Source organism: Pseudomonas boreofloridensis (assembly GCF_030580795.1).
GTDB classification, from domain to species: Bacteria; Pseudomonadota; Gammaproteobacteria; order Pseudomonadales; family Pseudomonadaceae; genus Aquipseudomonas; species Aquipseudomonas boreofloridensis.
Genome location: NZ_JAUQOQ010000005.1, coordinates 248,404 through 273,778, shown reverse-complemented (window position 1 = coordinate 273,778; position 25,375 = coordinate 248,404). Strand labels below are relative to the sequence as shown.

Annotated in this window: 18 protein-coding genes; 10 read left to right on the top strand and 8 right to left on the bottom strand. The window is 64.7% G+C overall.

Annotated features, from left to right (window positions below; genetic code table 11):
- Nucleotides 1-73 precede the first annotated feature (73 nt).
- From Q6A47_RS08725 to Q6A47_RS08715, 3 genes are all read left to right on the top strand, one after another.
- Nucleotides 74-964: a fatty acid desaturase gene (locus Q6A47_RS08725; RefSeq protein ID WP_304484001.1), complete on the top strand. Its 891-nt coding sequence runs from the start codon at nucleotides 74-76 to the stop codon at nucleotides 962-964.
- The gene (locus Q6A47_RS08720; protein ID WP_304484000.1) at nucleotides 961-1,119 is read left to right on the top strand and encodes a rubredoxin; all 159 of its coding nucleotides are present in this window, start codon (nucleotides 961-963) and stop codon (nucleotides 1,117-1,119) included. The genes Q6A47_RS08725 and Q6A47_RS08720 overlap by 4 nt, the downstream gene beginning before the upstream one ends.
- A 99-nt stretch (nucleotides 1,120-1,218) precedes the next feature.
- Nucleotides 1,219-3,882, top strand: a complete 2,664-nt coding sequence (locus Q6A47_RS08715) for a winged helix-turn-helix domain-containing protein (RefSeq protein ID WP_304483999.1) — start codon at nucleotides 1,219-1,221, stop codon at nucleotides 3,880-3,882.
- Nucleotides 3,883-3,950: 68 nt separating this feature from the next.
- On the opposite strand, the gene Q6A47_RS08710 is transcribed toward Q6A47_RS08715, so the two are convergent.
- Genes Q6A47_RS08710 through Q6A47_RS08695 form a run of 4 tightly spaced genes read right to left on the bottom strand, consistent with a single transcriptional unit; the run spans nucleotide 3,951 to nucleotide 9,039 of the window.
- Nucleotides 3,951-4,718, bottom strand: coding sequence for a 3-hydroxyacyl-CoA dehydrogenase (locus Q6A47_RS08710; protein ID WP_304483998.1), 768 nt, complete (start codon nucleotides 4,716-4,718; stop codon nucleotides 3,951-3,953).
- 32 nt (nucleotides 4,719-4,750) lie between these two features.
- Entirely contained in the window at nucleotides 4,751-6,865 is a 2,115-nt protein-coding gene (locus Q6A47_RS08705; protein WP_304483997.1) for a 3-hydroxyacyl-CoA dehydrogenase NAD-binding domain-containing protein, read from the bottom strand.
- On the bottom strand, nucleotides 6,852-7,850 hold the full coding sequence (locus tag Q6A47_RS08700) for an NAD(P)H-dependent flavin oxidoreductase (protein ID WP_295481334.1): 999 nt from the start codon (nucleotides 7,848-7,850) through the stop codon (nucleotides 6,852-6,854). Before Q6A47_RS08700 ends, Q6A47_RS08705 begins: the two co-directional genes overlap by 14 nt.
- A 10-nt stretch (nucleotides 7,851-7,860) precedes the next feature.
- A complete protein-coding gene (locus tag Q6A47_RS08695) occupies nucleotides 7,861-9,039 on the bottom strand; it encodes an acetyl-CoA C-acetyltransferase (RefSeq protein WP_295481333.1) in 1,179 nt (392 codons plus the stop codon).
- A gap of 267 nt (nucleotides 9,040-9,306) precedes the next feature.
- Here Q6A47_RS08695 and Q6A47_RS08690 point away from each other — a divergent pair, with 267 nt between their 5' ends.
- Nucleotides 9,307-9,981 (top strand): OmpW/AlkL family protein, encoded by a 675-nt coding sequence (locus Q6A47_RS08690; RefSeq protein WP_304483994.1) that lies wholly within the window; start codon nucleotides 9,307-9,309, stop codon nucleotides 9,979-9,981.
- Nucleotides 9,982-10,036: 55 nt separating this feature from the next.
- Here the strand turns inward: Q6A47_RS08690 and grxD are convergent, their stop codons facing one another.
- Together grxD and Q6A47_RS08680 are read right to left on the bottom strand one after the other, a co-directional pair.
- Nucleotides 10,037-10,372 (bottom strand): Grx4 family monothiol glutaredoxin, encoded by a 336-nt coding sequence (gene grxD / locus Q6A47_RS08685; RefSeq protein ID WP_039575941.1) that lies wholly within the window; start codon nucleotides 10,370-10,372, stop codon nucleotides 10,037-10,039.
- A gap of 104 nt (nucleotides 10,373-10,476) precedes the next feature.
- The gene (locus tag Q6A47_RS08680; RefSeq protein ID WP_304483991.1) at nucleotides 10,477-12,585 is read right to left on the bottom strand and encodes a molybdopterin oxidoreductase family protein; all 2,109 of its coding nucleotides are present in this window, start codon (nucleotides 12,583-12,585) and stop codon (nucleotides 10,477-10,479) included.
- Nucleotides 12,586-12,948: 363 nt separating this feature from the next.
- Between Q6A47_RS08680 and argF the strand changes: the two genes are divergently transcribed.
- Nucleotides 12,949-13,869 (top strand): ornithine carbamoyltransferase, encoded by a 921-nt coding sequence (argF, locus tag Q6A47_RS08675; protein ID WP_029613239.1) that lies wholly within the window; start codon nucleotides 12,949-12,951, stop codon nucleotides 13,867-13,869.
- A complete protein-coding gene (locus Q6A47_RS08670) occupies nucleotides 13,866-14,975 on the top strand; it encodes an ABC transporter ATP-binding protein (RefSeq protein WP_304483990.1) in 1,110 nt (369 codons plus the stop codon). The genes argF and Q6A47_RS08670 overlap by 4 nt, the downstream gene beginning before the upstream one ends.
- 28 nt (nucleotides 14,976-15,003) lie before the next feature.
- Here Q6A47_RS08670 and ybaK read toward each other — a convergent pair whose 3' ends face one another.
- Entirely contained in the window at nucleotides 15,004-15,474 is a 471-nt protein-coding gene (gene ybaK, locus Q6A47_RS08665) for a Cys-tRNA(Pro) deacylase (protein WP_039575937.1), read from the bottom strand.
- Nucleotides 15,475-15,780: 306 nt separating this feature from the next.
- Between ybaK and Q6A47_RS08660 the strand changes: the two genes are divergently transcribed.
- From Q6A47_RS08660 to glpD, 4 genes are all read left to right on the top strand, one after another.
- Entirely contained in the window at nucleotides 15,781-16,632 is an 852-nt protein-coding gene (locus Q6A47_RS08660; RefSeq protein WP_039575936.1) for an MIP/aquaporin family protein, read from the top strand.
- 66 nt (nucleotides 16,633-16,698) lie between these two features.
- Nucleotides 16,699-18,198, top strand: coding sequence for a glycerol kinase GlpK (gene glpK, locus Q6A47_RS08655; RefSeq protein ID WP_304483988.1), 1,500 nt, complete (start codon nucleotides 16,699-16,701; stop codon nucleotides 18,196-18,198).
- 137 nt (nucleotides 18,199-18,335) lie between these two features.
- Nucleotides 18,336-19,091, top strand: a complete 756-nt coding sequence (glpR, locus tag Q6A47_RS08650) for a DNA-binding transcriptional repressor GlpR (protein ID WP_304483987.1) — start codon at nucleotides 18,336-18,338, stop codon at nucleotides 19,089-19,091.
- A gap of 196 nt (nucleotides 19,092-19,287) precedes the next feature.
- Nucleotides 19,288-20,814 (top strand): glycerol-3-phosphate dehydrogenase, encoded by a 1,527-nt coding sequence (glpD, locus tag Q6A47_RS08645; RefSeq protein WP_304483985.1) that lies wholly within the window; start codon nucleotides 19,288-19,290, stop codon nucleotides 20,812-20,814.
- Nucleotides 20,815-20,859: 45 nt separating this feature from the next.
- Here glpD and Q6A47_RS08640 read toward each other — a convergent pair whose 3' ends face one another.
- A complete protein-coding gene (locus Q6A47_RS08640; RefSeq protein ID WP_304483984.1) occupies nucleotides 20,860-25,146 on the bottom strand; it encodes an NEL-type E3 ubiquitin ligase domain-containing protein in 4,287 nt (1,428 codons plus the stop codon).
- Nucleotides 25,147-25,375: the final 229 nt, after the last annotated feature.

Sequence of the window (25,375 nt, the reverse complement as noted above, 5' to 3'; positions counted from 1 at the left end):
CTAGTCTCGACAGCCATCGCCAGTGCCACAGTGAAGCCACAACAACAACATCGGCATTCGCCGTGGAGGCAGCATGAGCACCGCGACCCAGACGGATAATCCCTTGCGCAACTTGATGACCGCGCCGCTGCTGGCCTGGCCCACCTTGCTGCTATTCTTCGCCGCACTCGGCGTGCTGGGCCTGGTGGACTACCACGCCGTCAAGGGCAACATGCCCTTGTGGGTCGGTACCGTGATCAACGGCGTGACCATCTACCTGCTGTTCAGCTGCGTGCACGACGCCTCCCATGGCGCCATTTCCCGCATCAAGTGGATCAACGAACTGCCCGGCCACATCGGCATGATCTTCTTCGGGCCCATCGCGCCGTTCAACGTTGCCCGCTTCATCCACATGCAACACCACCGTTTCACCAACGACCTCAGCCAGGACCCGGATCATTTCGGGCACAAGATGGACTGGCTGTTCCCCTTGCGCTGGAGCAACTTCGACTATTTCTACACCCAGTATTTCTTCATGCGCGCCCCGGCGGCCATGCGCAAGAAGCTGCTGCCACGCCTGCTCATCCACTTCGCCGTGATCATCGCCGCACTGGTCGGCCTGACCGTCGCAGGCTACGGCCTGGAAGCGCTGATGCTGTGGATTCTCCCGACGCGCATCAGCTCGTTCCTGTTCGTCATGGCCTTCGTCTACCTGCCCCATGAACCGTTCCAGACCACCGCCAAGCAGAACGAGTACCGCGCCTCGAACATCCGCCCCGGCGCCGAATGGCTGCTGACGCCATTGTTGGCCTACCAGAACTACCACCTGATGCATCACCTGTACCCCACCGCGCCGTTCTACAACATGATCAAACTGTGGGAGCTCAAGCACGCCGAGCACATGGCCAACTCGCCCCTGGTGGTCAAGACCTTCGGCCTGCAGCCAGTCGATGGACAGCCCCACGACCGGGGGGATGCCGCATGAAGCGCTGGCAATGCCGCTACTGCTCGTTCATCTACGACGAGGCCGTTGGACTGCCCGCCGACGGCATCGCGCCCGGTACGCCGCTCAGCGAGGTACCCGATGACTGGATGTGCCCCGACTGCGGCGCGACCAAGGTCGATTTCGACCCAATCTGACAGTTGGCCCGGCCTGCGACGGCATCGCACGCGTGCAGCCCGGTCCAACGCCACCAGCGTCCCTGCGGCCCGGTCGGCTGCGGGGATGAGGAGTCGCTGATGAACCACCCCGCCCCCCTGCCCGGCGCACCCTTGATCTTGTCCAAGCTGCGTGCGCCACCGCGGCCCGACCAGCAGGAGCCACGGCTCGACCTGCTCGAACGCCTCGCCCATCGCGCACCGCGCAAACTGGTACTGGTGCATGCACCGGCCGGATTCGGCAAGACCACCCTGCTGCTGCAATACTTCGAAGCCTGCGCGCGCGACAAGCGGCGTACCCTGTGGCTGAGCCTGGACAGCGCCGACAACGACCTGGAGCGTTTCGTGCGCCACCTGCAAGCCGGGTGGGGTAGCCACCGCCAGAGCGGTACACGCACTGCCGGGCTGATCGAGCAACTGGCGCTGTGCCAGGAGCCGTTCTCGCTGTTTCTCGACGAGCTCGAAGTGCTCGACTCCCCGGATGTACTGGCACTGCTGCAACAGATGCTCGAATACCTGCCCGCCCAAGGCGAGCTGGTGGTCAGCACCCGGCGCATCCCGCCGCTGCGCCTGGCCACCTTGCGCGCCCATGGGCAATTGCTTGAAATCGGCCGCGAACACCTGTGCCTGAGCCTTGAAGAAACCACGCGCCTGCTTCACGCCCGACTGGCCCGAACGCTCAGCGAGCAGGACATCCAACTGCTGCATGCCCGCAGCGAAGGCTGGGTCGCCGCCATCCAACTGCTGACCCTGTCGCTGCCGTGCCACAACGACCCCGCAGCGCTGCTGGCGCATTTCTCCGGCAGCCACTGCGATCTGGCCCACTATCTGACCGAGGACATCCTGCACCGCCTGGAGCCATCGGTGCAGGAATTCCTGCTGGCCAGCAGCGTGTTTGATCGCTTCGACGCCGCCGCCTGCGACTGGCTGCTGCAACGCCATGACAGCCAGGCCATGCTTGACCGGCTGCTGCGCGACAACCTGTTCCTGGTGCCGCTGGACAGCCAGGGCAGCGACTACCGTTACCACAGTCTGTTCGTCAGTTACCTGCGCAACCAGGCGGTGCGGCGTGGCGCTGATCGCTACCAACACCTGCACCGCAGGGCCGCGCAGTGGTATTTGCAGCAAGATCGCCCCATCCGCGCCATCGATCACTGGCTGCTGGCGGACGACACCGCAGCGGCCCTGGCCCTGCTGGAGGTGCATTCGCAGAGCCTGCTCGAGGCGGGTCGGGTACGCCGCCTGCTGCACTGGTTCGACCAGATTGCGCCGCAGTGGCTGGTCCCTCATCCACGCCTGCGCCAAGCCCTGGCCTGGGCCCTGATTCTCAATCGGCGCTACGCGCAGGCATTGCCGCACATCGAGGCGATCAAACGCCAGGGGCCGGACGGCGCCGTGCAGGCGCGCACGTTGGAATGCCTGGTTCTGGCGCTGAGCGATCAGGTCGATGCCTGCTTCCAGGCCTGCAGCGCGCACCTGCCGCACGTGCCCACCGACGCACCGCTGCAACACGGGATCCTGGTGAGCATCCTCTGCCATCACCTGATCGCCGCCAATCGCTACGAGCAGGCGCGCGACCTGACCAACCAGGTCATCAACGAACAACGGCAGATCAGCCAGACCTTCATCCGGGCCATCAACGACTACAACGAGGGCTGTATCGACCTGCTTCAGGGGCGCCTGCTGCAAGCCCAGGTCCGCCTGCAGACCAGCTACCGGGCCTCGTGGCGCGACGGTCGCCAGGGCGCCCCAGGCGGGCGGGCGATGATCGGCGTGCCGCTGGCCGAAGTGCTTTACGAGATGAACCGTCTCGACCCGGCGCGGCGCCTGATTGGCGAGTGCCTGCCCTACGCCCGGCACAACGGTCATGTCGATGCGCTGATCCTGTCTTACCTGCTGCTTTCACGCCTGGCCACCTGCGACGACGACCGGGAAACGGCGCTGCGCCATCTCACCGAACTGGAAAACATCGGCCTGGACTTGAACCTGCCTAGGGTGCGCGCCAGCGCACGTCTGGAACAGGCACGGCTGCATTGCCTGCAAGGCGATCTGTACCTGAGCGAGCGGATCGTGCGCGAGGTCGAGGCCATGCCGCTGTGGCAGGCCCTGGCCGGCTACACCCTGCCAGCCCAGGACATCGAGACGCCGCAACTGATGCGTTGGCGCCTGGCGATCCTCACCGGCCGCGCAGACGAGGCCGAACCGTGCCTGCGCGACGCCTGCCAGCAGGCCCGTCAGCACCTGCGCCTGCGCCGTTGCCTGAAGCTGACCCTGTTGCTGGCCATGGCCCTGCAGGCCCAGGACAAACGCCAAGCGGCGCTGCAGAGGCTCACCGAGGCGCTGAAGATCGCCAGCGACGAGGGTTTCGTGCGCAGTTTTCTCGACGAAGGCGAGCCGCTGTTCGCCGTGCTGCGCCTGTGGCACTGCCGGCATCGACAGGCAGCGCTGCCCGAAGGCGTCAATCGCGGTTTCGTCGAGCACCTGATTCGCCACATCGGTGAAGCGCCGAACTCGCCTGCGGCGTCGCCATCGGCGCCGAGCGAGCGTCTGATCGAGCCGTTGAGCAAGCGCGAACTGCAAGTGCTGCATTACATCGCAGAAGGCCTGCGCAACCGTGAGATCGCCGAGCGCATCTTTCTTTCCGAAACCACCATCAAGGCGCACCTGCGGCGCATCCATGCCAAGCTCGATGCCCACTCCCGTACCCAGGCGGTGGCCATCGCCCGCCGCCAAGGCTGGCTGTAAGCCGCTGCTGAGCGGCTGCGCAAACGACAACCGGCCCCTTGGGGCCGGCGGTCAGTGGCTCAGCGGCGTTAGCGGGGAGCCATGCGCAGCGCGCCATCCAGGCGAATGGTCTCGCCATTGAGCATGACGTTTTCGATGATGTGCCGGGCCAGTTGCGCGAACTCCTCGGGCTGGCCCAGCCGCGCAGGAAACGGCACCTGGTCGCCCAGCGCCTGGCGCGCGGGCTCCGGCAGCATGTCGAGAATGGGCGTGGCGAACAGGCCGGGGGCGATGGTGCAGACACGGATGCCGCTACGCGCCAGTTCACGGGCGACCGGCAGCGTCAGGCTGACCACGCCACCCTTGGATGCAGCGTAGGCCGCTTGGCCGATCTGGCCTTCGAAGGCGGCGATCGAGGCGGTGTTGATCAGTACGCCACGCTCGCCCTCCGGGCTTGGCGGATTGCGGCTCATGTAATCGGCCGCCAGTCGTATCACGTTGAAAGTGCCGATCAGGTTGACCTCCAGCACCTTGCGAAAACTGTCCAAACGATGCGGCCGTTCCTTGCCCAGCACTTTTTCCGGATTGCCGATACCTGCGCAACTGATCGCCCCGTGCAAACCGGCGAAGCGCTCGTCGGCCAGGCGGATCGCTGCCTGCACATCATCTTCGCAGGTCACGTCGACGCGAATGAAAGCGCTACGCTCGCCGAGGCGGTCGGCCAGGGCCGCACCGCGCTCGCTGTTCATGTCCGCCAGCACCACCCGGGCACCGGCACCGATCAAGTGCTCGGCAGTGGCGGCACCGAGTCCGGAGGCGGCGCCGGTCACCAGGAAAACCTTGTCTTGAATGTGCATGTTCGCTCCTTGTCGGCCGCAGCCGATCACGTTCAGAAGAATCGACCGTCCAGCTCGCAGAGACGCTGTAGCCCGGCCGGGATGGCCAGACCGGCGTCGCGTGCCCACTCGGCCACCTGCCGTGGCCCCAGCCAGTCGATGTATTTCAGCGGCCCGCCGAGGTGGCGCGGGAAACCCAGCCCCAGGGTGACGGCGGTATCCAACTGCGCGGGGCTTTCCACCACGCCCTCATCCAGGCATTGCACGGCTTCCAGCAGCAACGGCAACATCAACTGACGCACGATCCGTTCGTCGCTAACCGTGAGGCGGGGCGCTGGCAGGCCCAGCACCTCATACAGGTCGGCGCTCGGCGCGCGCTGGGCGCGGTCACTGGCGTGCGGCGTATGGCAATAAAACCCGACGCCGTTCTTGTGCCCCAACCGGCCAGCGGCGACCAGCGCATCCAGGTGCTCGCTGAGGTGGGCGTCCATGCGCTGGGGATAGGCCGCGCCGATGGTGCGAAACACATGCGCCGCTGTGTCCAGGCCGACCACATCGTTCAGATAAGCCGGCCCCATCGGCCAGCCGAAACGCTCCATGGCCTGGTCGATCTGCACGAAGTCCATCCCTGCCTCCAGCACGCTCAAGAAGGCGAGGATGTAGGGCGTGAGCAGGCGATTGACCAGAAAGCCCGGGCAGTCGCTGACCACGATGGGGGTCTTGCCCAGCGCCAGCACGTACTGCACCGCTGTCGCCAGACTGGTCGCGTCGCTCTGCGTGCCACGCACCACTTCCACCAGCGGCATCTGTGGCACAGGGTTGAAGAAATGCAGGCCGACCAGCCGTTGCGGGTGCTGCAGCACGTCGGCCAGTGCGCTCAGGCATAGGGACGAGGTGTTGCTGGCGATCACCGTGTCTGCGGCCACCTGTTGCTCCAGCGCGGCCAGCACGCTGCGCTTGACGTCCAGGCGCTCGGTGACGGCCTCGATCGCCAACTGCACCTGATCAAAACCTTCATAGGCCAGTAGCGGGGTGATCCGCGCCGTGATCGACGCCGCCCCGGCCGGATCCAACTGCCCCGCGACCACGCGCTTGTCGAGCAACCGACGCACCTCGGCCATGGCCGTCTGCAACGCCGGCAGTTGCACGTCCTTGAGCTTCACCTCGAGGCCGGCCAGCGCCGTACCGTAGGCGATGCCGCCGCCCATGATGCCGGCACCCAGCACCGCGCAGCGCGTCACCGGGCGACCCCCGGCGCGCCATTCGCGGATCTGCTTCTTCAGGGCCTGGCCATTGAGAAAGGCTTGCACCAGGCTTGCCGCCGCTTGCGTCAGGGCCACACGGGCGAAGGTGCGTGTCTCGTGCTTCAACGCCTGCTCGGCGTCCAGCGGCGCGGCCGTCTGCAACAGTTGCAGGGCGAGGATTGCCGCCGGCTGGTGCTCGCTGCCGGCGCGCGCGCGTAGCCTCTCGAGCGTCGCCGAGATGAGCGACGTATCGCCAGCCACCGGGCCTTGCCTGCGCTGGCGCAGCGTACGCCAGTCGAGCGCGCCATCGACGGCGCGACGCAGCAGCTCCAGCCCGGTGTCACGCAGATGCGCAGGCTCGGCCGTGGCATCGACCACACCCGCCTCCCGTGCCGCGTGAGCCCCGACCGAGCACCCGGAGGTGATCCAGTGCACCGTGGTCGCCATGCCCGCAAGCCGTGGCAGGCGCACCGTGCCACCGAAGCCTGGAATCAGACCAAGCTTGACTTCCGGCAAGCCAATGGCAGCGGTGCTCGCCTGCACCCGCAGGTCGGTGCACAGCGCCAACTCCAGGCCGCCGCCGAGGGCATAGCCATTGATCAGCGACAGCGTCGGTAGCGGGAGATTCTGCAGTGCCAGGAACGTCTGGTTGGAATGGCCGACGTCGGCGCAGATCGCTTCGGCGTCGAGGGCGAACAATTGGGCGAACTCGGTGATGTCGGCACCGACCACGAACGCGTCCTTGGCACTGCTGAGCAACAACCCACGCACCTGCTCGGCAGCGGCGATGAGGGCCAAGGCGTCACCCAGCTCGCGCACGGTGAGCTTGTCCAGCTTGTTCACGGCCTCATCCTGGCGGTCGAAGCACAACTCGACCAAGCCGCCGTCCAGTGCGTGCACCGCGAGCGTTTTACCCCGGTACATGGGCGTACTCCTCACTGACCTGATAGCTCGTGGCCAGGCGCAGGCTCTGCCGACATTCCTCGACCATGCGTTGCAGTAATTGCGCACAGGTCGGGATGTCGTCGATCAGCCCGACCACCTGCCCGGCCCACACCAACCCGGCCTGCAGGTCGCCGGTTTCCAGGGCGGTGCGGCCTTTGTGGCCGGCGACCAGGTGCTGGATGTCCTTGAATTCACAGCCGCCAGGACGCCGTTCGATACCGACCACCTCGTCGGAAACCGGCGTCTTGAGCACCCGTCCGCTGTTGTGCAGGGTGCGGAAAATCAGGTTGGTTTCCCGTTCGCTGGCCCCCACCAGGGCCTGCTTGATGGCCGGATGGATGGGCGCCTCGACCGTCGCGCAGAAGCGCGTACCCATGTTGATGCCCTCGGCGCCCAAGGCCAGCGCTGCGGCCAAACCGCGTCCGTCGGCAATGCCGCCCGAGGCGATCACCGGAATGGTCAGCGCCCGCGCTGCCAGCGGAATCAGCACCAGCCCGCCGACATCGTCCTCGCCGGGGTGGCCGGCGCACTCGAAGCCGTCGATGGACACCACGTCCACACCGTTGCGCTCGGCCGACAGGGCGTGGCGCACCGAGGTGCACTTGTGCAGGATGCGCACGCCATGCTGTTTGAAGCGGGCGATGAAGGCCGTCGGGCTGTTGCCGGCGGTCTCCACCACCTTGACCCCGCTGTCGATGATGGCTTCGACGTACTCGGCATAAGGCGGCGGGTTCACCGAAGGCAGGATGGTGAGGTTCACGCCGAAGGGTTTGTCGGTCAGCCTGCGGGTGCGCTGGATTTCCTCGCGCAGCGCCGCCGGCGTCGGCTGGGTAAGCCCGGTGAGCATGCCCAGGCCACCGGCATTGGACACGGCCGCCGCCATCTCGGCCCGGCCGACCCACTGCATGCCACCCTGGACGATCGGCAGTTCGATACCCAGCAGTTCGGTGATTCGCGTCTTCATGGCAGGCTCCTCACAGGCGCTCGACGATGGTGACGTTGGCCATGCCACCGCCCTCGCACATGGTCTGCAACCCATAGCGCTTGCCGCGCAGGTGCAGGGCGTTGATCAACGTGGTCATCAGCTTGGTGCCGGAAGCCCCCAGCGGATGGCCCAGGGCGATGGCGCCGCCATGCACGTTGAGCCGTGCCGGATCGGCATCCAGGGCCTTGAGCCAGGCCAGCGGCACCGGCGCGAAGGCTTCGTTGACCTCGTACAGGTCGATGTCGTCGATGCGCATCCCAGATTTCTCCAGTGCCCGCAGGGTGGCCGGTACCGGCGCCTCGAGCATGATCACCGGGTCATGGCCGAGCACAGTCATGTGATGAATGCGCGCCAGCGGCTCGACGCCGAGCAGCTTCAGTCCGCGCTCGTTGACCACCATGACCCCGGAGGCGCCATCGCAGACCTGACTGGCATTGGCGGCGGAGATCACGCCGTCTTCGTGCAGCAGCTTGACGCTGGCGATGCCCTCGAGCGTAGCGTCGAAACGGATGCCCTCGTCGATGCGATGCAGCGCGTCCTGCGCACCGCCCTCGACAGTACGCACCGGCAATGGCAACACTTCGTTGTCGAACACCCCGGCCGCAACCGCCTGCGCTGCCAGCTGATGACTGCGCAGGGCGAAGCGGTCGAGGTCGTCACGGCTGAAGTGGTACTTGCGGGCCATCTGCTCGGCGCCGCTGAACTGGCTGAAGCGCACGCCCGGATAACGCGCCTGCATCGCCGGTCCGACGTACAGGCCATAGCCGTGCTCGTGCGCCAGGGTGCTGGGCAGGAACATCGGCACCCGGGTCATGCTTTCCACGCCGGCGGCGATGACAATGTCCTGGGTGCCGGACATCACCGCTTGCGCGGCGAAATGCAGCGCCTGCTGGGACGAGCCGCACTGCCGGTCCAGGCTGGTGCCGGGCACGCTTTCGGGCAGCACCGACGACATGACGGCATTGCGGGCGATGTTGTTGGACTGCTCGCCGATCTGGCTGACGCAGCCGACGATGACGTCGTCGATGCGCAACGGATCGACGTCCACGCGGGCCACCAGCTCATTGAGCACCTGGGCGCAGAGGTCTGCAGGATGCCACCCGGACAGGTGGCCTTTGCGCTTGCCTCCTGCGGTACGAACGGCTGCAACGATATAGGCTTGGCTCATGGCTGTTTTCCTCATCCCGAACGGATTACCCGCGTGCTCGGCAGGTGTCTTGATGCGCAGTGGCGCGTTGCATCACAGCCTAGGAGCTCGCCGCGGGCGCCGCGCCGTTCGTTAGGACTAATCTGCGCCCCGCCGCGCGAACGGGCATCGGCCCGGCAAATTAGTCCGTTCGGACCCATCCACCCACTTGGCAAACGCCTAGCATCGCTCCAGCGCCCTGTGTGCAGGGATCAGGGACACCAGAACAACAACAAGAGCGATCACACGATGAACACCACACACGCTGCTTTTCGTTTCTGCGCGCTGGCACTGCCGGTCGTGGCACTGGCCGCCTCGCCGGTCCAGGCCGAGCCAGGCCATTGGTGGCTGCGCACCGGCCCGGCTTTCGTCGACTTCAAGAACGACGTGACGCTCAAGGCGCCCTTGCTCGGGGGCGAGATTCCGGGAGCTGGCGCGCAGGTGAAGGACAACGTCACCGTGGCGGCCGAGATCGGCTACAGCTTCGACGAACACTGGGCGTTGGGACTGACCATCGGCTATCCGCCCACCACAGAACTCAAGGCGCGCGGTTCGCTGCAGGGGCTGGGCAAGCTAGGCAGTATCACCTACGGTCCGGCGGCATTGACCGCGCAATACCGCTTCACCCAGTTCGGCCGCTTTCAGCCCTATGTGGGCGCGGGGTGGTCCTACATGCTGGTGCTCGACTCCAAGGACAAGGCGGTGAGCAACCTGGACGTGGATGACGTCAATGGCGGGGTGTTGCAGGCCGGGTTCGAATACCGCAGCAGCGAGCGCCTGGGCTGGTTCTTCGACGTGAAGCGGTTCTTCCTGGAGGCGCAAGCTACCGGTAATGCGCCCGCTGCGCTGGGGGGCATTCCGGTCAAGGCCGATATCGTGCTCGACCCGACGGTGTACACCACAGGCGTGGTGTTCTACTTCTGAACCGACCGGGACCGGCAGGCTGCCAGGGCTGCAGGGCAACCCTGGCGCAGGCGCATCAGGCCTCGGAGGCCTTGGCCTTGGCGGCCGCGTCCTTGATCAGGGTCTGCAGTTCACCCTTTTCGAACATTTCCAGCACGATGTCGCTGCCGCCGACCAGTTCGCCGCCCACCCACAGTTGCGGGAAGGTCGGCCAGTTGGCGTATTTGGGCAGGTTGGCGCGGATTTCCGGATTCTGCAGGATGTCGACGTAGGCGAACTTCTCGCCGCACCCCATCACCGCCTGCGAAGCACGGGCCGAGAAGCCGCACTGCGGGGCATTCGGCGAGCCTTTCATGTAAAGCAGAATGGTGTTGTTGGCAATCTGCTCTTTGATTGTTTCGATGATATCCATGGAGCACCTCGGCTGAACTTTCCGACACGGTCGTCGGCACGGTCGGGCATTGTATCGGAAAGCCGAGTGCCGTGCTCGGCCATGGCCCTCGGCTCACGATCGAATCAAGCTGCCTCTACCTGCACCGGTACGCCATTGAGCGCGGCGTTGCCCGATAGTGCATCGCGCAGGGTTTCGTCGGTCAGGTCATTGGCACTCACCCCCGGCTGCGCCTGGGCGATCTGCAATTGGACGCCCTGGCGTGCGTGCCCCCACCCATGGGGCAGGCTGACCACGCCCGGCATCACCTCGTCACTGGCCAACACCTGCACTTCCAGGCTGCCGGTGCGCGAACGCACGCGTACCCACTGGCCATCTTCGAGCTGCCGCTGCTGCAGATCCTGCGGATGCATGAGCAGTTGATGGCGCGGCTTGCCTTTGATCAGGCGGTGATAGTTGTGCATCCAGGAATTATTGCTGCGGACATGACGCCGGCCGATGAGCAACAGTTGGTCAGGCGCCATGGGCACCTGGCGTGCCAGACGTTGCAAGTCGTCGAGCAGCACCTGCGGCGCGGCCTGCACCGCCTGCGCGGGAGTGCGCAGACGCGCGGCGAGGTTCGCCTGCAACGGCCCCAGATCCAGGCCATGGGGATGTGCGTCCAGCGCCTGTAACGACAGGTTCCAGGGCGAGGCTTCGCCACGGGGTCCTGTGCGCAAGGCCAGGTCGATCATCTGCGCCGGCGGCAAGGTCGGCTTGAGTTCCAGGTCCGCCCGCTCGGCGAAGGCGCGTGCCAGACCGACGAAGATCTCCCAGTCGTGCAGTGCGCCCTGCGGCTTGGCCAGGATCGCCCGGTTGAAACGGGTGACATTGCGCACCGCCAGCAGGTTGAAGGTGCTGTCGTAATGGTCGTTTTCCAGCGCCGAGGTGGACGGCAGGATCAGGTCGGCGTGGCGCGTGGTCTCGTTGATGTACAGGTCGATGCTGAGCATGAATTCCAGCCCCGCCAGGGCGCCGTCCAGCTGGCGGCCATTGGGGGTGGACAGCACCGGATTGCCGGCCACCGTGACCAAGGCTTTGATTTGGCCTTCGCCAGGCGTCAGCATTTCTTCGGCCAGCGCCGCCACCGGCAGCTCGCCGCCGTACTCCGGCAAGCCGGAAACGCGGCTGCGCCATTGGTCGAAGTGGCCGCCCGAGGTACTGGCGACCAGGTCCACCGCCGGGTCGGTGCACAGCGCGCCGCCCACCCGGTCAAGGTTGCCGGTGACCAGGTTGATCAGTTGCACCAGCCAATGGCACAGGGTGCCGAAGGTCTGGGTCGAGACCCCCATGCGCCCGTAACACACCGCGCGCTCTGCCGCCGCGAAATCGCGGGCCAGCTGGCGGATCTGTTCGGCCTCTATGCCGCACAGCGCACTCATGGCCTGGGCCGTGAACGGCGCAATGGCTTCGCGCACCTGTTGCAGCCCTTGCACCGGCAGGTGCGAGCCGCGCGCGAGGTCTTCACTGAACAGGGTGTTGAGCAGGCCGCAGAGCAACGCCGCGTCACCACCGGGGCGGATGAACAGGTGCTGATCGGCCATCGCCGCCGTTTCGCTGCGACGGGGGTCGATCACCACCAGACGACCACCGCGGGCACGCAGCGCTTTCAGGCGTTTTTCCACATCCGGCACGGTCATGATGCTGCCGTTGGAGGCCAGCGGGTTGCCGCCGAGGATCAGCATGAAGTCGGTGTGGTCGATGTCCGGTATCGGCAGCAGCAGGCCATGGCCGTACATCAGGTGGCTGGTCAGGTGCTGGGGCAACTGGTCGACCGAAGTGGCGGAAAAACGGTTGCGGGTCTTGAGCAGGCCGAGAAAGTAGTTGCTGTGGGTCATCAGCCCATAGTTGTGCACGCTGGGATTGCCCTGGTACACCGCCACGGCGTTGCGCCCATGATGCTGCTGGATCTGCCACAGCCGCTCGGCGGCCAGGGCGAAGGCTTCGTCCCAGCCGATCGGCTGCCAGTGATCGCCGACCCGCCGATGGGGCTGACGCAGGCGATCCGGGTCGTCCTGGATGTCCTGCAGGGCCACGGCCTTGGGGCAGATGTGGCCACGGCTGAACGGGTCTTCGCGGTCGCCCTTGATGGAATCGATCGAAGCCAGCCCGTCCGGTCCGTGGCTGACTTCGATGGCCAGGCCACAGATGGCTTCGCACAGATGACACGCACGGTAATGCAGGGTCTTGGTCATGGCCGCCTCTGCCTTGTTGTTCTGGAGAGCCCAGACTATGCCCGCGCGCCTCCCGCCGCCACGGCGCTAAGCGCTGTGAATCGAGCGTCATCAGGCGCACGATTCGCGACACGGGGTTTGCAAACGCCCCGATGGCCCGTGTACAACCCTGTAGAAAATAAAAAACAGTCGCTTCACAAGGATTCACGACACGCCTTGATACAGGCGACCTGTTTCACCTCTTGGTTTCAGGCGACATTTAATTATAGTATTGCGCCTTTCCCCATTCCGTCCGCCCCGCGCGGCTTACGCCGCAGGTCACCGCCGTTGTCAAAAAAAACCTACGGCCGGCCTGCAAAACGTTGCAGATAAGGTAGTCATCTCATGAGCACCAGGCACTTTCTCTCCCTGCTGGATTTCACCGCTGACGAACTGCTCGGCGTGATCCGTCGAGGCATCGAGCTGAAGGGCCTGCGCAAGCGCGGCGTGCTCCATGAGCCTCTGAAGAACCGCGTACTGGGGATGATCTTCGAGAAGTCCTCGACCCGTACGCGGGTGTCGTTCGAAGCCGGCATGATCCAGCTCGGCGGCCAGGCGATATTCCTGTCCCCGCGCGACACCCAACTGGGCCGTGGCGAACCGATTGGCGACAGCGCCATCGTGCTCTCGAGCATGGTCGATGTGGTGATGATCCGTACCCACGCCCACAGCACCCTCACCGAGTTCGCCGCCCATTCGAAAGTCCCGTTGATCAACGGCTTGTCCGATGAATCGCACCCCTGCCAACTGCTCGCCGACATGCAGACCTTCGTCGAGCACCGCGGCTCGATCCAGGGCAAGACCGTGGCCTGGATCGGTGATGGCTTCAACATGTGCAACTCGTACATCGAAGCCGCCCGCCAGTTCGACTTCCAACTGCGCATCGCCTGCCCCGAAGGCTACGAACCCGATCCGCGCTTCCTGGCGCTGGGCGGCGATCGCGTGCAGATCATCCGCGACCCGCAGCAAGCGGTGCGCGGCGCGCATCTGGTGACCACCGATGTCTGGACTTCCATGGGCCAGGAAGAGGAAACTGCCAGGCGCCTGGCGCACTTCGCGCCTTACCAGGTCACCCGCGAACTGCTCGACCTGGCGGCACCCGATGCCCTGTTCATGCACTGCCTGCCCGCCCACCGTGGCGAGGAAATCAGCCAGGACCTGCTCGACGACCCCCGGTCGGTCGCCTGGGACCAGGCCGAGAACCGCCTGCATGCACAGAAGGCCCTTCTTGAATTCCTTGTAGAACCGGCTTACCACACCGCATGAGTCAACCCCTGCTGCTCAACCTGCGCAACCTCGCCTGTGGCTACGGCGAGCAGCGCATCGTCCAGAACCTCAACCTGCACCTGAACGCCGGCGACATCGGTTGCCTGCTCGGCTCCTCCGGTTGCGGCAAGACCACCACCCTGCGCGCCATCGCCGGCTTCGAGCCGGTGCATGACGGCGAGATCCAGTTGGCCGGCGAGGTCATCTCGCGCGCCGGCTTCACCCTCGCACCGGAAAAGCGCCGCATCGGCATGGTGTTCCAGGATTACGCGCTGTTCCCGCACCTCACGGTGGCGCAGAACATCGCCTTCGGCATCGCCAAGCACCCACGCCAGGCCCAGGTGGTCGAAGATATGCTCGAACTGGTCAAGCTCGGCGGCCTGGGCGGGCGTTACCCGCACGAGCTGTCCGGCGGCCAGCAGCAACGCGTCGCGCTGGCCCGCGCGCTGGCGCCGGAGCCGCAACTGCTGCTGCTCGACGAGCCCTTTTCCAACCTCGACGTCGAGCTGCGCAAGCGCCTGAGCCACGAGGTGCACGACATTCTCAAGAGCCGCGGCACCAGTGCGATTCTGGTCACCCATGACCAGGAAGAAGCCTTCGCCGTCAGCGACCATGTCGGTGTGTTCAAGGAAGGTCGCCTGGAGCAATGGGACACGCCCTACAACCTGTACCACGAACCGCAGACGCCGTTCGTCGCCAGCTTCATCGGCCAGGGCTACTTCATCCGTGGGCAAATGAGCAGCCCCGAGGCCGTCACCACGGAGCTGGGCGAGCTGCGCGGCAACCGTGCCTATGCGATGCCCGCGGGCAGCGCAGTGGACGTGCTGTTGCGACCCGACGACATCGTGCATGCCCCGGACAGCGCATTGCGCGCGCGCATCCACGGCAAGAGCTTCCTCGGCGCCTCAACCCTCTATCGCCTGCAACTGTCGACCGGTAGCCAACTGGAGGCGATCTTCCCCAGTCATGTCGATCATCAGATCGGTCAGGACGTGGGCATTGCCGTAGCGGCCGATCATCTGGTGCTGTTCGCCGTGCCCGGCAGCGTAGCCGCGCACCTCACCACGCAGGACAACGGCGTGCGCCGCCACAGTCCAGCCCATTGATCACTGCGGCCGGGCTGTGACGCTCGTCTCAGCCCCGGCCGATGCTGGCGAACACACCCTTGGTATGCTCGGCCAGCACCGCAGCGGCCAGTTCCACCTCCAGGCCGCGCCGTCCGGCACTGACATGAATACTGTCGAACTGCTGCGCTGATGCATCGATGAAGGTGCGCAAGCGCTTCTTCTGCCCCAGCGGACTGATGCCGCCTACCAAATAGCCGGTGGCACGCTGCGCGGCGGCAGGGTCGGCCATCTCGCACTTTTTCACCCCGGCGGCATGGGCCAACGCCTTCAGATCGAGCGTGCCGACCACCGGCACCACCGCAACCAGCAATTCTCCCTTCTCGCTGCACGCAAGCAGTGTCTTGAACACCTGCTGCGGATCCAGCCCGAGTTTCTCGGCAGCCTCCAGGCCATAGGACGCGGACTTTGGGTCGTGTTCGTAGCTGAGCACGCGATGTTCGGCGCGCGCGTTCTTCAACAGGTCGAGGGCGGGGGTCATGCACAGCTCCAGTCAGGATCGGCTCGGCGGCTACTGTAGGCCAATTGCCCGGGGCCAGCCAGTGGCCTTCTGCCGCCTGCACCAGCAGTGCGCAAACGACTGCGCGGTCGTGAGTCGAAATGTGGCTGATCGTTCACTTTCGACCTTTGACATCAGCGTTTCTTGTCTATATTTTTTCGTTTTTGAAGAAAACACGCACAGAAAAAGTGCACATTCGTACACTCGCTGATGATTCATGGGGATGGATTACCGGCGAGAACCGCTGAGCGCTCAGCGTCTCACAACAACAAGAACCGAGGTTCATCCATGACCACAGCTCTACGACAACCGACGCTTGGCGGCCAATGCATGGCCGAATTCCTGGGTACGGCACTGCTGATCTTTTTCGGCACCGGCTGCGTCGCTGCGCTCAAGGTCGCCGGCGCCAGCTTCGGCCTGTGGGAAATCAGCATCATCTGGGGGGTTGGCGTCAGCATGGCGATCTACCTCAGTGCCGGGGTATCGGGCGCTCACCTGAATCCGGCGGTCAGCATCGCGCTGACGCTGTTCGCCGGTTTCGAGAAGCGCAAACTGCCGTTCTACGTGATCGCTCAGGTAGCCGGTGCGTTCTGTGGCGCTGCGTTGGTGTATTGCCTGTACAGCACGCTGTTCTTCGATTTCGAACAGGCCCACGGCATGCTGCGCGGCAGTCCGGCGAGCCTGGAGCTGGCCTCGGTGTTCTCCACTTACCCGCATCCCTCGCTGTCCACCGCCCAGGCGGCGTTGGTGGAAGTGATCATCACCGCCATCCTCATGGCCGTGATCATGGCCCTGACCGATGACAACAACGGCCTGCCGCGCGGCGCCACCGCGCCGTTGCTGATCGGCCTGCTGATCGCGGTGATCGGCAGCGCCATGGGCCCACTGACCGGCTTCGCCATGAATCCGGCCCGAGATTTCGGTCCCAAACTGATGACCTTCTTTGCCGGCTGGGGCGATATTGCCTTCACCGGCGCACGCGACATCCCGTACTTCCTGGTCCCGTTGCTGGCACCGATTCTCGGTGCTTGCCTGGGGGCCGCAGGCTACCGCGTACTCATCGCCCGCAGCCTGCCGACGGCCGAAGCCGCCCAACCGCAGACAGCGGCCGTCAACCAGGGCGATACTCAGGCCTCCTGAGATCGGCACTGAGCCACCTGGCCCCTTGAAGCCCTGACCCTACCCATTTCGTGCAAGGCAACGACCATGACAGACACCCAGGATAAGCACTACATCATCGCCCTGGACCAGGGCACCACCAGTTCGCGGGCGATCATCTTCGACCGCGACGCCAACGTGGTCGGCACCTCCCAGCGCGAGTTCGTCCAGCACTACCCGCAGGCCGGCTGGGTCGAGCATGACCCCATGGAAATCTTCGCCACCCAGAGCGCAACCATGGTCGAAGCCCTGGCACAGGCCGGCCTGAGCCACGCCCAGGTGGCCGCGATCGGCATCACCAACCAGCGCGAAACCACCGTGGTGTGGGACAAGGAAACCGGGCGCCCGGTGTACAACGCCATCGTCTGGCAGTGCCGACGCAGCACCGAGATCTGCGCCCAGCTCAAGCGTGACGGTCACGAACAGTACATTCGCCAAGCCACGGGACTGGTCACCGACCCCTACTTCTCCGGCACCAAGCTGAAGTGGATCCTGGACAACGTCGAGGGCGTGCGCGAGCGCGCCGAGCGCGGCGAACTGCTGTTCGGCACCGTCGACAGCTGGCTGATCTGGAAATTCTCCGGCGGCAAGGTGCATGTCACCGACTACACCAATGCCTCGCGCACGCTGATGTTCAACATCCATAGCCTGCAGTGGGACGACAAACTGCTGGAGATCCTCGGCATTCCGCGGCAGATGCTGCCCGAGGTGCGCCCCTCGTCCGAAGTCTACGGCCACACCAAGAGCGGCATCGCCATCGCCGGCATCGCGGGCGATCAGCAGTCGGCGTTGTTCGGCCAGATGTGCGTGGAACCTGGCCAGGCCAAGAACACCTATGGCACCGGCTGCTTCCTGCTGATGAACACCGGCGACAAGGCCGTGACCTCGTCCCACGGCTTGCTCACCACCATCGCCTGCGGACCGCGCGGCGAGGTGGCTTACGCCCTGGAGGGCGCCGTGTTCAACGGCGGTTCCACCGTGCAGTGGCTGCGCGACGAACTGAAGATCGTCAACGACGCACTGGACACCGAGTACTTCGCCAGCAAGGTCAAGGACAGTAACGGCGTCTACCTGGTCCCAGCCTTCACCGGCCTGGGCGCGCCCTACTGGGATCCCTACGCACGCGGCGCGCTGTTCGGCCTGACCCGTGGGGTGAAAGTCGATCACATCATCCGCGCGGCGCTGGAGTCGATCGCCTACCAGACCCGCGACGTGCTCGACGCCATGCAGCAGGACTGCGGCCAGCGCCTGTCCGAACTGCGCGTGGACGGCGGTGCGGTAGCCAACAACTTCCTCATGCAGTTCCAGGCCGACATTCTCGGTACCTGTGTCGAGCGGCCGAAGATGCGCGAGACCACCGCCCTGGGCGCTGCCTACCTGGCGGGCTTGGCCTGCGGGTTCTGGGGCAGCCTGGACGAGTTGCGCGACAAGGCGATCATCGAGCGTGAGTTCAGCCCACAACTGGACGACGCGCAGAAAGAAAAGCTGTATGCCGGCTGGAAGAAAGCCGTCGAGCGCACCCGTGACTGGGAAGATCACACCGACTGAAGCCTGCTGCACCCTGTAGGCGCGGTGCTTCGCCGCGCCTACAGGGCCAGGACGCAGCGGTGGGATACGCCACTGGCCGACATCCCCGTCCTACGGCATCATTGCAGCATTTGTCCGGCAGCCCCAAAGGACCGCCCATGAATCTGCCCCCCCGCCAACAACAAATTCTCGAACTGGTGCGCGAACGCGGCTACGTCAGTATCGAGGAAATGGCCCAACTGTTCGTCGTCACCCCCCAGACCATCCGCCGCGACATCAACCAATTGGCCGAAGCCAACCTGCTGCGTCGCTATCACGGTGGCGCCGCCTACGACTCGAGCGTCGAGAACACCGCCTATGCCATGCGCGCCGACCAGATGCGCGACGAAAAGCAGCGCATCGCCGAAGCCGTGGCCCGGCAGATTCCCGATCACGCCTCGCTGTTCATCAACATCGGCACCACCACCGAATCCATCGCCCGCGCCCTGCTCAACCACAACCACCTCAAGGTGATCACCAACAACCTGCACGTGGCCTCGATCCTCGCCGCCAAGGACGACTTCGAGGTACTGGTGGCCGGCGGCACCGTGCGCCGTGACGGCGGCGTGGTCGGCCAGGCCAGCGTCGACTTCATCAGCCAGTTCAAGGTGGATTTCGCCGTGGTCGGTATCAGCGGGATCGACGAAGACGGCAGCCTGCTGGACTTCGACTATCAGGAAGTGCGCGTCTCCCAGGCGATCATCGCCAACGCTCGACAAGTGCTGCTCGCGGCCGACTCCAGTAAATTCGGGCGCAACGCCATGGTGCGACTGGGTTCGATCAACCTGATCGACTGCCTGGTCACCGACCAGACGCCGACCCCGACGCTTTCGCAGTTGCTGAACCAGAACAAGGTTCGCCTCGAGGTCGTCTGAGCCTTCCTGGACGGCGCCCGCCGGGGACGACCCGGCGCGGCCGTCATCTCATGTTCACAAATGTTCATTTAGTCCGTAAGCGATCAGTATTTTCTATTGATCGCGACTGGAAAGGGCCGTTTTGTTGCGCTAGTATTTTCGCAAACGAACATCGATGTTCACATTCGCTGTGAGCCGTGCCCAGGAGGCCTTGCCCGTGTCCCAGTCCCTACAGACCCCATCGACCCCCGCAGATTGCTATGACCTTGCCGTGATCGGCGGCGGCATCAATGGCGTCGGCATCGCGGCGGACGCTGCCGGGCGTGGCCTGAAGGTGTTTCTCTGCGAGCGGGACGACCTGGCTCAGCACACCTCCTCGGCCAGCAGCAAGCTCATTCACGGTGGCCTGCGCTACCTGGAACACTACGAATTCCGTCTGGTCCGCGAAGCCTTGGCCGAGCGCGAAGTGTTGCTGGCCAAGGCGCCGCATATCGTCAAGCCCATGCGCTTCGTCCTGCCACACCGCCCGCACCTGCGCCCGGCCTGGATGATTCGCGCCGGCCTGTTCCTCTACGATCACCTCGGCAAGCGCAAACGCCTGGGCGCCTCGCGCAGCCTGCGCTTCGGTCCGGGCTACCCGCTCAAGCCCGAGATCAGCCGCGGTTTCGAATATGCCGACTGCTGGGTCGACGATGCCCGCCTGGTGGTGCTCAACGCCATGGCCGCCCGTGAGCAAGGAGCGACTATCCAGACCCGCACCCGCTGCCTGCGCGCCGAGCGCGTCGATGGCGTGTGGCAGGTGGAGTTGCAGCATGCCGACGGTCGTCTGCAGAGCATTCGGGCCCGCGCGCTGGTCAATGCCGCCGGTCCTTGGGTGGCCAGCTTCATCAAGGACGATCTGAAACTGGACGCGCCCTACGGCATTCGCCTGATCCAAGGTAGCCACCTGATCGTGCCGCGCTTGTACGAAGGTGAGCAGGCCTACATCCTGCAAAACGAAGATCAGCGTATCGTCTTCTGCATCCCCTATCTGGACCGTTTCACCCTGATCGGCACCACCGACCGCGAATACAGCGGCGATCCGGCGCAAGTTGCGATCACCGAGGCCGAGACCGATTACCTGCTGAACGTGGTCAATGCCCATTTCAACCATCAGCTATCGCGTGTCGACATCCAGCACACCTACTCCGGCGTGCGCCCGCTGTGCAACGACGAGTCCGACAACCCCTCGGCAGTCACCCGTGACTACACCCTGGCACTGTCACGCCACGCCGACCAGGCGCCTCTGCTGTCGGTGTTCGGCGGCAAGCTGACCACCTACCGCAAACTGGCCGAGTCGGCGATGGCCGAACTCAAGCCGTTCTTTCCCCAGATGCGCGGCAGTTGGACCGCCACCTCGGCGCTGCCCGGCGGTGAGGACATGACCAGCGTGCAAGCGTTGGTGCAAGCCCTGTTGGCGGCCCACGGCTGGCTGGCACAGGACATCGCCAAGCGCTGGGCGGTCACCTATGGCAACCGTGTCTGGCGTTTGCTGCAGGATGTGCAGGGGCCGGACGATCTTGGCCAGGCCATCGGCGGCGGCCTGTTCGCCCGCGAGGTGGATTATCTGTGCGAGCAAGAGTGGGCGGTGTCCGCTGACGACATCCTCTGGCGTCGAACCAAGCTGGGTTTGTTCACCACCCCCGCCGAGCAACAGGCTTTGGCCGACTATCTACAACACAGACTTCATCGGGCAGCCGCCTGAATTCCGCGGGCCGGGACTCATGACCCGGCCCCGGCTCGGGCGACATCACTGCAGACGTCGCAGGGCCTCCTCTGCCATCGTGCGCAACAATCTGCTCTCGGCTATCTCGTACTCGTACTTGAGCCCCCTGCTGCGCAGTTCATATGTCCACTCGTCGATCGCGTGACGCTCGACCTGCGCCTCCAACGCTTCCATCCGACCATGGAACTGGTCTGCCAGCGCGTCGAAGCGCTGCGGGTGCAGGACGCGCATCTGCTCGCCCCAGAAAGGTCGTTGAGCAATCGATTCAGCCAGGACCCTGGGCGTTTCTGCAGTCAGCACCTCCTGCTGCGCCGCCGAAAGGTGGCTGGTGGTGACGTTTGCGAAGCTTTCGTAATACATTTCGTCAGCATTGATCGGTAATGCCAGCGGCCTGAGCAACCTCTGCCGGTAATACAAGCGCACCTCGATCTCGTCCACCACCGCCATGGGTTCCTCGCGCATGCGCGCGATATGCCGCGAGGCAATGCGATCGACTTCGTCGAGGCGGAACAGCCCCCGGCCAAGCGCGACCAGACTCGCTTCTGATTCAGTTGCGTTGCCCGCAGCCAGGACACCTTGTGCCATGACGGCGATCTCCATCTGCTCGAGCACCAATGTCAAGCGATCCTCACAGGTGCCAGGCCCTGCCGCCTCCAGAAACAACCGTTGACGCAGTGCCGTGTGCTGTTCGCACGCTTGCAGGATCTGCCATACCCGTTTGCGATAGTACTGGGGGTAGGACTCGACCTCTTCACTCTCGAGCAGGTCGGCGAGAAACCGAAACAGGTCTACCGAGTCCGCCTCCCCCTGTAACACCGCCCAGATAGCACGGCGTCTGTCGCCCAGTGGCGCACTGACATCGCCAACCCACGCATCGCGCAGCGCGATGTCCACGGGCGCATGCCGGAACGACGGGCTGCCGCGAGCCCCAGACGCAATCCCCGACGCCTGGTCGGCCAAAGCCTCGCTGGCCTCATCCAGAGGATTGTCGTGTAGCGCCGTTCGCTCCAATTGGTCACGCAACTGACGCAAATCCTCGCGCAACTGGCGAATCTGGTTGTCACGCACGTCCACCCTACCGCACCAACTGACCTGCTCGGGCAGGGCATTGAGACCGGCATCGCGCAGGCGCACTTCGCGCAGACGTCGCAACTGCGTGAGTGCCGGAGCACGCCCCAGCGGATTGTGGCTCAGGTCAAGCACCTCCAGCTCGTGCAGCATTGACAAGGTGCGTTCGCCAGCAGCCGTCAGGCTGATGAGGTTGTTGGCCAGACGTAGTACGCGAAGTCGGGGCATCTGCTCGATGGCCTGTGGAATGGCCTGCAGCCGATTGGCGCTCAGATCCAGCTCGATCAACCGCTCGAAGCACCCGAGAAATCCGTTGTCGATGTCTTCGAGCGCCATGTTGCGCAGGCGCAGACGGCGTATGTGCGCAAAGCTGACGCCTGAGGGCAAGCTAGGCAGGCTGCCGACCGACTCGCCATCGATGAGCAGTACGAAGTCCTCTGCCTGATCAGTGACCTTGCGTCGCCAGCTACGGCGAATCGACGTGGCCACGCGGCGACGCCTGAGCGCATCGAGCGGATTCGTCCAGTCTCTCTGCCAACTCGCCAGCGCCTGGCGCAGCCGCCCCAACTGGTCTTGCAATTGCGCATAGTGCTCCCAGAGGCCCACCCGCTGCTGACCCAAGGACTCCAGATAGGCATCCAGTTGCAGGTCGTCGAGCGTTGGATAAATCTGATGGATACCGCGGCGTATCGCCTGACGATCCCCCCCGGCACGCCCACTGAGCGGGTAGCCCAGGCGACCGTCGGCGAAACGACTGGGGGGTGCGAAGCCAGCCTGGGCACCCCTCATGCCCAGTATCGATGCAGCACGTTCACGATCAATATCGTGAGTGACCTTGGCCAATAGCGCCGCTTCGCTGGACGCACTTTGGCCCAGAACGCTGCGCTGCTGCGTAGTCAGTCGGCTCAATAATGCACCGATCACGTGATTCGAAGGGGCGTCGGTGCCCTGCACTCGATAGCCATCGGCTGCCCGGACGACCGTGAGCAGCTCCGACGCCTGCAGAGAGCCATGACTGGCCAACAAAGGGCCTTGCGCGGTCGTGTCGCGCACTTCGACACGCACAAAGTCCGGCCAGGGCGCATGCTGATCCAGCAGCCCCAGCGCCAGTTGCTCACTGTCCGCAGAGCTCGCCCATGGCCAGCGCAACCCCGCACAGGCGCGATCCAGTCGGCGCTGGCGCAAGGCCCAGCGCGCGTGCTCGGCGAGCGAGAGAGGCACGCGTCCGGCGCTGGTCAGCCGTTCGATATCCGCGGTGCCCGACCGCTCCAGCAGTTCCTGGATGCAGCGCAGCGTGAGTCCTGGAAAACTGTCCTTGAGCAGACGTTCATGGGTCGAGCTCGGACGTTGGCGCAAGAACTGTTGTTCCTCCAGTGCAGCCATCCCGGCATCCGGCTGAGCTTGGTGCAGACGAAGCAGGTCTACCAGATCGGCCAGCCGGGCCGGCGCCGGCGCGCTCTCCAGATGCAGGCGACGCAATTGATCCTGACTCATACCTGTGATCTGTAGTACATCCTCGGCCACTGTATCGGGAATGTCGGCAAAGCCGTCGCCAAATCGGCTCAGCAACTCACGAGCGCCTTGCCAATGCTGTGGCCGCTCAAGCTCGTGTCGCCAGCCGGACGCGCCATTGCTCGACACGCGCGGAGGGTATGCCTCGGGGCGTGATGGATGAAAGATACGTGCCGAATCTCCACCCTCATCGAACGCAAGCCCGAAGCGGCTTTGCCCCACCGCGATCGCTTGAGCAGCCTCCGGCCGGTAGTAGCCGGCCAGTTGCGGATCCATTAACCGCACCTGGCCATCATCCAGGCGTACCGGTGCCAGGGCGTCGACGAAGTCCAGGCGCGGCAGCCGCTGTGCCACAGCAGCGCCGCCTACCGACACCACAGCGCCAATCACCACTTGCTCGGCAATACTCAATGCATGGTCGATGGCCCCTTTGCGGTCACCGATCTGCCAGTCCTCGTACCCCTCATAAATGTCATTGGCGATCTGCGCCACGCCGACCACCAGTAGCGCCTGACCCAGCAGCGGAACGAAAAACCCTGCCATGCCTACCAAGTCCATGCCCAACGATAAGTAGCGTTGCAGACGTTGCTGCCGGTCTTCCTCGTCCTCGTCACCCGTGGGTACCGCCAGCAATCGCGCGTCGTCGAAGAGGGTATCGATCTGCTGCTGGCGTAAGTGGGAAAACAGCGGTTCTGCCAGCGGCAGGGCGCGACCATCCAGATGATCGGCCTGCGATGCGTCGAGCTTGGCCAGCCGTGCTCTCAGCACGCTGAGGAACTGTGGGCGATCACGCAGGCTGACCAAATGCTGGAAGAAGCGCTGATAACCGACCTGTCGAAGACGTTCGGCCTGGGCGCGGTAGAAGGCGTCCCAGGACCGATGGCAGCTCATCGGACGCTCAGGATCGTTTGCAATCCAGATCAACACCGCGCTGAGCTCAGTTTTTCCGACATCCCGAACCTCGATGCCCACCACGCCTCGCAGGCACTTGCCGAGCAGGTAGGGCTGGCACGTCGTGAGCATCACTGGCAGTGTCGGCACGACGGGGGGGCGCGCGAACAGCGGGAGGAGTTGCAGGTAGCGGGTCTCGTCCAGCTCGTCTTTCAACCTGGCCGTACGCACGGCCAACTCCAGGCTGGCACGCCAGCTCTCCTCGAAGACACGATTCACGACCCTGCGCCCCTCTCCGGGGGGCTGCCCAGGAACATCGGCTGGGCGCAGGCATTGCTCTAGTCGCGCCTGGTAGGCTTTGCCGATGTCCACCTGACGACACAGCCCAGCGAAAGCCTCCAGCCCCAACGGCAGAGGCTTGCCCTGGGGGTCCAGCAATTGCCCGGTGCGCATGAAATGTGGACGGGTCTCCGCCACATGAAAATTGTGCAACGCCGCGCCGAGCAAGCTTTGCTGCGACACCACCGGATATACCGGCCCCGGCAGAGCGGTACCGACCGAAGGCGCCTTGGCCTGCCGGGTGATGCGTACGCAGGAACGACGCAGGTCGGTCTGAGGCACGCCCCTGGCCTTGAGCGCTTGGCCCAGCCGCTGTTCGGCGAAGTCATCGAGCGTTGGGATGCTGTCGAGCAGTGCCGCCAGACGCTCGGCAGACGCCCGGTGGTTGGACAAGGCACGGCGGTAGAGCGTGAACTGATCGAGACCTGCCCGGGTTAACCAAGGCGGCAAACGAGAGGCGATGAAGGTATCGACGGATTCAGGATGCAGAACAGGGGTCATGGTTGCGTCTCGCTGGTGGTGTTCATCAGCACACCCGCTTCTGGGCAGACCCTGGTGGTAATCAGCTAATACCCACTTGGCCACCAACCTTCTCGTTCGGCATTCCGAACGAGCAAGCACATCCTATTCGGAAAACCGCACACGGACTGTTCATCTGGCGATCCAGAAAAGACTTAAGCCAAGTAAATTCAGACGTTATGATCGATATCTGAGTTTGGCACGAGTCATG

Bases quoted from the DNA above. Each gene is read 5' to 3' on its own strand.
- Q6A47_RS08725 (WP_304484001.1), top strand. From the start codon at position 74: ATGAGCACCGCGACCCAGACGGATAATCCCTTGCGCAACTTGATGACC.
- Q6A47_RS08660 (WP_039575936.1), top strand. From the start codon at position 15,781: ATGACCACAGCTCTACGACAACCGACGCTTGGCGGCCAATGCATGGCC.
- Q6A47_RS08680 (WP_304483991.1), bottom strand. From the start codon at position 12,585: ATGACCAAGACCCTGCATTACCGTGCGTGTCATCTGTGCGAAGCCATC.
- Q6A47_RS08690 (WP_304483994.1), top strand. From the start codon at position 9,307: ATGAACACCACACACGCTGCTTTTCGTTTCTGCGCGCTGGCACTGCCG.
- Q6A47_RS08715 (WP_304483999.1), top strand. From the start codon at position 1,219: ATGAACCACCCCGCCCCCCTGCCCGGCGCACCCTTGATCTTGTCCAAG.
- Q6A47_RS08710 (WP_304483998.1), bottom strand. From the start codon at position 4,718: ATGCACATTCAAGACAAGGTTTTCCTGGTGACCGGCGCCGCCTCCGGA.
- Q6A47_RS08720 (WP_304484000.1), top strand. From the start codon at position 961: ATGAAGCGCTGGCAATGCCGCTACTGCTCGTTCATCTACGACGAGGCC.
- grxD (WP_039575941.1), bottom strand. From the start codon at position 10,372: ATGGATATCATCGAAACAATCAAAGAGCAGATTGCCAACAACACCATT.
- Q6A47_RS08670 (WP_304483990.1), top strand. From the start codon at position 13,866: ATGAGTCAACCCCTGCTGCTCAACCTGCGCAACCTCGCCTGTGGCTAC.
- Q6A47_RS08695 (WP_295481333.1), bottom strand. From the start codon at position 9,039: ATGAGCCAAGCCTATATCGTTGCAGCCGTTCGTACCGCAGGAGGCAAG.
- Q6A47_RS08640 (WP_304483984.1), bottom strand. From the start codon at position 25,146: ATGACCCCTGTTCTGCATCCTGAATCCGTCGATACCTTCATCGCCTCT.
- glpR (WP_304483987.1), top strand. From the start codon at position 18,336: ATGAATCTGCCCCCCCGCCAACAACAAATTCTCGAACTGGTGCGCGAA.
- ybaK (WP_039575937.1), bottom strand. From the start codon at position 15,474: ATGACCCCCGCCCTCGACCTGTTGAAGAACGCGCGCGCCGAACATCGC.
- Q6A47_RS08700 (WP_295481334.1), bottom strand. From the start codon at position 7,850: ATGAAGACGCGAATCACCGAACTGCTGGGTATCGAACTGCCGATCGTC.
- Q6A47_RS08705 (WP_304483997.1), bottom strand. From the start codon at position 6,865: ATGTACCGGGGTAAAACGCTCGCGGTGCACGCACTGGACGGCGGCTTG.
- glpK (WP_304483988.1), top strand. From the start codon at position 16,699: ATGACAGACACCCAGGATAAGCACTACATCATCGCCCTGGACCAGGGC.
- argF (WP_029613239.1), top strand. From the start codon at position 12,949: ATGAGCACCAGGCACTTTCTCTCCCTGCTGGATTTCACCGCTGACGAA.